The sequence below is a fragment of the Pseudoalteromonas sp. TAB23 genome (assembly GCF_000498075.1).
Taxonomy (GTDB): domain Bacteria; phylum Pseudomonadota; class Gammaproteobacteria; order Enterobacterales; family Alteromonadaceae; genus Pseudoalteromonas; species Pseudoalteromonas arctica.
This window is the reverse complement of the sequence record NZ_AUTP01000219.1, coordinates 1-6,640: the sequence shown is the minus strand read 5'-3', so window position 1 is coordinate 6,640 and position 6,640 is coordinate 1. Positions and strand designations below refer to the sequence as shown.

The following is a 6,640-nucleotide window of genomic DNA, read 5'->3' as shown; positions in this document are numbered from 1 at the left end:
CAAGCTGCCGATGCACTTGCCTGTTTTTTAGGATTTGGTGTGATGATGAGCAACACGGTGTATCAGTTTAAAGGCGGTTGTGGCTCTTGTTATAATCCATACGCTAACCGTGAAGCTAAGTTAAGTGAAACACATACGGTATTTATGCATGCTCTGATTAGTTACTTTAAAAACGATAAAGTGTCTAAAAAACATTTAAAGCCGCATTTACGTGGTCAGTTTAAAAAAGCACAAAAAGAAATTAAAGCATTGGTAAATAACTCGGCTAACCCGCTGTTATTAGCTTATTCGCCAAACTAGCAAGGACCTGCGTGGAATACTTAGATGAATTTTTACTGATTGTTATTGCTCATTTTTTTGCAGTAGCAAGCCCCGGGCCTGACTTTGCCGTAGTACTTAAGCAAAGCGTGCAGCAAGGTAGGCGCAATGCATTGTGGACAAGCGCCGGTGTTGGCGCTGCTATTTTACTGCACGTTGCCTATTGCGTTTTAGGTGTTGCGCTTATTTTAACGCAATCGCCTAGTTTATTTATGGCGCTTAAGTATCTTGCCGGTGCATATTTAGCTTATTTAGGCGTACAAGCACTCAGAGCTGCAAAACCTCCAGCAAGTAATGAAGGCGAGGCTGCAAAAGATGTTGAAAACAAAACCGTCCAAGAAGAATCCGTTTGGCTTGCTTTTAGGCGTGGTTTTTTCACAAATGCATTAAACCCAAAAGCCACGTTATTTTTTATGTCGTTATTTACACTCGTGATTAGCCCAACAACACCGACTAGCGTACAGGTCGGTTACGGTGTGTACATGGCATTGGCTACTTGGGCGTGGTTTTCAATGCTTTCAATAATACTTTCTAGAAATAATGTAAGGGGTTTTTTCCAACAACGCGGTTATTGGTTTGACCGTGGAATTGGCGTTATTTTAATTGCCCTTGCAGTACGTGTTGTTATTTAACTTATTTAAAAAGTACAGGAGATAAAATGCCGTTATATAATTTTTCGTTTGGCTCTAATATGTCATCTAATCGTTTGTTAGCGCGCTTACCTAATGTAAAGCGTGTAGGAACAGCGGTACTTAAAGGTTACGAGCTAACTTTTGATATGCTATTTAAAGATGGCTCTGGCAAATGTAGTATTTGCCCAAGCGATAAAGAAGGCGCGCTGGTTTACGGCGTTATTTATGAGCTTAATGAAGATGAAAAAGTTATTTTAGATGGTATTGAGGGCGTAGGTTACGACTGCGTAGATATAGCCCCAACGCTTCTAACGGGTGAGACTGTAACTGCACATTGTTATATAGCTAATACCCATGACAGCGATGTACTCCCATACGATTGGTACATAAAACACGTTCATCGCGGATCACTTGAAGCGGGCGTACCAAAAGAATACAGTGATGCGATATTAAATCGCGCACAAAAAAGCGATACCAATCAAGAGCGCGCAGCAATTGAATTTGCAGTTCATCAAAAATAATAAAATAGGATTGATATGAAATTAACCAAACTTGCCGCAATTGCACTACTAGCAGGCACTACGTTTAGCAGCTGGGCACAAGTTGATACCAACAAAATTGACGACGTTATTAAAGCCTCAATGGCGCGTTTTGACGTACCCGGCATGGCAGTCGCCATTGTTGAAAACGATAAAGTGATATTTGCTAAAGGCTTTGGTGTAACTAATCTCGATACCAGCAAAAAAGTAAACAAAGACACCTTGTTTGGTATTGCTTCAAACACGAAAGCGTTTACAACAGCAGCGCTTGCCAAGTTGGTTGATGAGGGGAAGTTAAGCTGGGATGACCGCGTAATTGATCATTTACCAGAGTTTAGATTATACGACTCATACGTAACACGCGAAATGCGTATTCGTGATTTATTAAGTCACCGCAGTGGGCTAGGGCTTGGGCAAGGCGATTTAATGATTTGGCCAAGTACCGACAAGTCAGTTGATGAAATTTTAGCGGGATTACAGTATTTAAAACCAGCGAGCAGTTTTCGTAGTAAGTACGCTTATAACAACCTGATGTTTGTTACCGCTGGTGAAGTGGTTGCACGTGTGTCGGGGATGAGCTGGAACGATTACATCGAAAAAAATATATTACAACCGCTACACATGGACAACTCACGCGCAGGCTTTTCACGTATTCCAAAAAGTAATAAAAACTGGGCGACAGGTCATATTCCTATGGATGGCACGCTTCATCCATTTTTTGTGAATTACCTAGAAGATTTTAGAGGCGCAGGTGCCATTGCTTCAAGTGTAAACGACATGAGCCAATGGCTTCGTACGCAATTAGCAGGCGGTAAAATGCCAAGTGGCGAGCAGCTGTTTAGCGAAAAGCAACAAGCGCAAATGTGGCACCCACATATTACGTCTATGGCGTCTAAAAGTGCGTTTGAATCGTATCATCAGCAGTTTAGAGGTTATGGATTAGGTTGGAGCATTGAAGACTACCACGGCTTTAAAAAGCTAGGTCATGGCGGTGGTATTTTAGGAATGGTATCGCAAGTTACTTTATTGCCTGAGAAAAAACTTGGTATTGTTATTTTATCTAATCAACAAGCTTTCGGTGCACTTTCGGCAGTAACCCATGAAGTACTTGAAGATGCGCTTGAGCTTGAAGATAAAGACTGGGTAGAGGATTTAGCTAAAAGTCATTTTGAAGGTAAACAACAGGCGTACGCTAATGCAAAACCAGAAGCCCCCGCTGACTACCAACCACAATTACCAAACATTAATTACACCGGTACATTACACGATGATTGGTATGGCGATGTAATTATTGAACAACTTGATAGTAAATTGCATATTGATTTTACGCATACTAAGCGCTTAAAAGGCACACTTGAGCATTACACTGGTAATACATTTATAGTTAAGTGGGATGAAAAGCTGCTTGAAGCGGATGCGTTTATTCGTTTTGAAATGAGCTCACAAAATCGTGTAAACAGCGCTAAAATGCGTGCAGTATCAACACAAGTTACCGACTTTAGCTTTGATTTTAGAAACCTGCATTTAAAAGCAAAATAGCTAATAATATTGATATTCAAGGTATCGATATTTAAAGTATCAATATAAACCAAAGTCGCAAAGCCACCCGTCGGTGGCTTTGTTATATTAAGCATTCAATTTACTTTGGCTAGGAGCATTTTATGCGTACTGCAGTTATTTCACACCCTCATTGCCGTAAACATAAAATGATAGACGACCATCCTGAGTGCCCAGAGCGCTTAGATGCAATTACCGACAGATTATTAGCCAGCGGTGTAGATGTTGGCTTAACACACCTGCAAGCACCTAAGGCCGAGCGTGAGCATTATTTACTTGCTCACGATGAAGCTTTAGTTAAGCACGTAGAAACTACACTACCAACAGAAGGGCTCGCTAATTTAGATGGCGATACGTGGCTGTGCCCCGATTCGTTTAAAGCGATTGAGCGGGCAGTAGGTGCCGGATTGTTAGCTGTTGACGAAATACTTGCTGATAAACTCGATGCTGCTTTTTGTTCTGTGCGCCCGCCAGGGCATCATGCTAATAAAGATTCATCATCTGGGTTTTGTGTGTTTAATAACTTAGCTATTGCCGTTAAGTACGCACAAAGCAAAGGGATTAAGCGGATTGCGATTGCTGACTTTGATGTACACCATGGGAATGGCACACAAGACATTTTTATTGATGACGAAAACGTACTGCTTTGTTCGTTATTTCAGTATCCGTTTTATCCTAATACAGCGGTTAAAAATAATAGTCATATAGTTAATTCACCTCTGCCAATTGCTAGTAATGGCGACGACCTAAAAGAGGTGTTTACTGGGCAATGGTTACCAAAATTAAAAGCGTTTAAGCCTGAATTACTTTTTATAAGCGCAGGGTTTGATGCACACCTAGAAGATGATATGGCGAGCTTAAAGTTTGTAGAGGATGACTACATTTGGCTTACCGAGCAACTATGTGGTGTTGCTAAAGAGGGCGGCTGCAAAGGTGTTATTTCGTATTTAGAAGGTGGCTATGCGCTATCAGCTTTAGGTCGCAGTGCTGTAGCGCATATAAAAGTGCTTACTGAGGTTTAAATAAAGAGAGTGTTTATAGCCCTAATAAATTAAACGCCTGCGCTGTGCTTAGGGTTTTGATTTTACCAAGGCAGCATTGTCCTTCATTTAATAAGTAAGCTGTAACAAGCTGTGCTAGTTGCTCGCCATTCAATTCAGGGCAAGCAGTGCCTTGTAAATTAAGGTAGTCACCTTGCTTATTAAGTACTCGCACATCGCTTAGTTCACTTTGCATAACGCTGTGTAAGCACTCTTGTTGCTCTTGTTGGTTATGGGCTATCTCAAGCTCATTATAAATAACCAATAACTGTGGGTAGCTGTTTAACATAGCCCGTTAGCCTACGGTTACTTCATAAGACGTAAATTTACGAATATTAATAACGCCTTTTTCAAAAATTAAGTACTGGCCTTTAATACCTTGTAAAACACCACTTACAACAGGGTCTTTATCAAAGTTAAATGAGCTGATTTTTGTTGGGTATTCGGTTACTGGAAAGTTTAAATCAACCACATCTTCATCAAGTTGTTCTATTGCTGTTGCGCCAAATAATTCACTGAGCTCGTTTAGCTTTTCACTAATTTGTGGGATCAGCTCGGCTGCAGCTGCTTTTAAGTCAATTGCTTCGTTTTGACCTTTTAGCATATTGCGCCAATTCGTTTTATCGGCAATAAATTCAGCCAATGCAACTTCCACTAAACCTGATTGCAGGCGGGTTTGCACTTTAAAAATAGGTAATGCCTGAGTAGCGCCTTGATCAACCCAACGAGTCGGTATTTGTGTGTGGCGGGTAATACCTACTTTTAAGCCAGAGGTGTTAGCGAGATATACATAGTGCGGAATCATGCAGTTTTCTTCGCCCCACTGTGGCTCTCGGCAAGTACCTTGATCGTAGTGGCAGGTTTCTGGTTTCATAATACACATATCGCAACTAGCGAGCTTGCGCATGCATACAAAACAGTGACCTTGAGAATAGCTTTTTTTGGTTTTTTTACCGCAGTTAGAACATAAAATAGTGCCACTAAAGGTAAGCGTAAGCTCCTTACCTATAAATGCATTTAAGTCTACTAGGTGTTCACCTACAGGTAAGTGATATTGTACTGGTTCGGTTAAGCTCGATTTTAATTTACGCAGTGTGCCTTGCATCTTTACTTGGCCCCTAAAGATGTTAAAAAGAGGAGTCTAACATTTTTAAGCTATATTGGCTTTTTAAGAAGTGTAAATAGTCGGTGTAAGGCAGTGCTTTTGCGTATAAATAACCTTGGGCGCAATCACCATTCATATCTTTGAGCAAGTGATGGATTTCTTGGGTTTCTACCCCCTCAATTGTTATTGATAAATTGAGGTTATGCGCCATATCAATGGCTGTTTGTACAATAACCTGGTGAGTAGGGTTATTAGGTAAATCAAAAACAAATGACTTATCTATTTTAAGTTCACTAAAGTGATAATTGACTAAGTAGCTAAGTGACGCATAGCCTGTCCCAAAGTCATCCAGTACTACTTTAATACCTAATGCGGTTAGCTCATCAACTAACTTTATAAGTGCATCCTGGCTATCTACGAAGGCCGATTCGGTTAGTTCAAATTTAAGTAACTGTGCCGGCACTTGGTATTTAATTAAAATATTTTCTACTTTTTCGGCTAAGTTATTTATAGTTAAGTTTTTAGCGCTTAAATTTACGCTAATTGTGTGCTCGTTATAGCCATTTTTTGTAAGCTTGACTATGTCTTTACAGGCTTGCTCTATTACCCACAGTGTTAGCTCGTTAATAATGCCTGTGTGCTCAGCAAGTATTATTAGTTCTTCAATTGATAAGTTGCTGTAAGCTGGGTCGGGCCAACGTAATAAAGCTTCAGCACCACTTACGTGGTTACTTAATAAGTTTATTTGAGGTTGGTAATAAAGTGCCAGTTGATTTGTTTTGATGGCTTGTTGCAGCTTAGCGGCTAGAGCAACGTCCATCATTAGATTATTACCGTTTGACGATGACCCAACTTGATTAACGCTACCTTTTGCTTTTTTAAGCGCTAAATAACCACGCTTTAACCAATATTCAAAGTCGTTACTCTTACCTGCACTACTAATACCTATACTGTAACTAAGCTGCAGGTTTAGCCCTTTAATTTCATATTGTTTTGGTAGGCTGCTAATTATTTTAGTCAGTAGTGCTTCTAGCATTTCTTGGTTTTGTGTTTTAGTAGAAATACAGGCAAATACGCCACTGCTTAAATCGGCTAAGCGTGGGCTGGTGTTTAAATCTGTTTCGAGGTTTGTAAATTCGCGTTCATGGCTGAGTTCTAATTCAAGCTCTTTGGCTACATGCTTTATAAGTGTGTAGCCCTGAGAAGAGGTAATAATAGTATTGAGCGAATTAAAGTGACGTATTTTTATTAAACATAAAGTTGTTGAGCGGTTTTGGCTTTGTAGCGCCATAAATGCTTGTTTTAGCTTGGAGCTATTAAGTAACTTTGTTTGTTGTGTGTGCGTGGCATGGTAAAGCGCACGTTCGCGCTGATACCTTACTCGGTCAGCTAACGCCATTGCCATTAAAATAACTTCGCACAAAATAGCCATTAAAAAGGCATGGCGGG

Annotated in this window: 7 protein-coding genes and 1 pseudogene; 5 read left to right on the top strand and 3 right to left on the bottom strand. The window is 40.3% G+C overall.

Going from position 1 to position 6,640, the window contains the following annotated elements; translation table 11 throughout:
• From L654_RS0112225 to L654_RS0112205, 5 genes and pseudogenes are all read left to right on the top strand, one after another.
• A pseudogene (locus tag L654_RS0112225) lies at positions 1-300 on the top strand (hypothetical protein); the annotation flags it as partial.
• An 11-nt stretch (positions 301-311) separates the two neighbouring features.
• On the top strand, positions 312-950 hold the full coding sequence (locus L654_RS0112220; RefSeq protein ID WP_007586498.1) for a LysE family transporter: 639 nt from the start codon (positions 312-314) through the stop codon (positions 948-950).
• A gap of 26 nt (positions 951-976) precedes the next feature.
• On the top strand, positions 977-1,471 hold the full coding sequence (locus L654_RS0112215) for a gamma-glutamylcyclotransferase family protein (RefSeq protein ID WP_007586500.1): 495 nt from the start codon (positions 977-979) through the stop codon (positions 1,469-1,471).
• A gap of 15 nt (positions 1,472-1,486) precedes the next feature.
• Positions 1,487-3,028, top strand: a complete 1,542-nt coding sequence (locus L654_RS0112210; protein ID WP_024590603.1) for a serine hydrolase — start codon at positions 1,487-1,489, stop codon at positions 3,026-3,028.
• A gap of 122 nt (positions 3,029-3,150) precedes the next feature.
• Positions 3,151-4,068, top strand: coding sequence for a histone deacetylase family protein (locus L654_RS0112205; protein WP_024590604.1), 918 nt, complete (start codon positions 3,151-3,153; stop codon positions 4,066-4,068).
• Between the two features lie 13 nt (positions 4,069-4,081).
• Here the strand turns inward: L654_RS0112205 and L654_RS0112200 are convergent, their stop codons facing one another.
• The 3 genes from L654_RS0112200 to L654_RS0112190 all read right to left on the bottom strand — a co-directional run.
• Positions 4,082-4,375 carry a hypothetical protein gene (locus tag L654_RS0112200; RefSeq protein ID WP_024590605.1) on the bottom strand — a complete coding sequence of 98 codons (294 nt, stop codon included), beginning with the start codon at positions 4,373-4,375 and terminating at the stop codon, positions 4,082-4,084.
• Positions 4,376-4,381: 6 nt separating this feature from the next.
• On the bottom strand, positions 4,382-5,191 hold the full coding sequence (locus L654_RS0112195; protein ID WP_010553372.1) for a DUF2797 domain-containing protein: 810 nt from the start codon (positions 5,189-5,191) through the stop codon (positions 4,382-4,384).
• A gap of 22 nt (positions 5,192-5,213) precedes the next feature.
• Positions 5,214-6,640, bottom strand: a 1,427-nt coding sequence (locus L654_RS0112190) for a GGDEF domain-containing phosphodiesterase (protein ID WP_024608147.1), incomplete at its 5' end; no start/stop codon positions are given.

Coding starts and splice junctions, on each gene's coding strand:
- L654_RS0112215 (WP_007586500.1), top strand. CDS start 977: ATGCCGTTATATAATTTTTCGTTTGGCTCTAATATGTCATCTAATCGT.
- L654_RS0112210 (WP_024590603.1), top strand. CDS start 1,487: ATGAAATTAACCAAACTTGCCGCAATTGCACTACTAGCAGGCACTACG.
- L654_RS0112205 (WP_024590604.1), top strand. CDS start 3,151: ATGCGTACTGCAGTTATTTCACACCCTCATTGCCGTAAACATAAAATG.
- L654_RS0112200 (WP_024590605.1), bottom strand. CDS start 4,375: ATGTTAAACAGCTACCCACAGTTATTGGTTATTTATAATGAGCTTGAG.
- L654_RS0112195 (WP_010553372.1), bottom strand. CDS start 5,191: ATGCAAGGCACACTGCGTAAATTAAAATCGAGCTTAACCGAACCAGTA.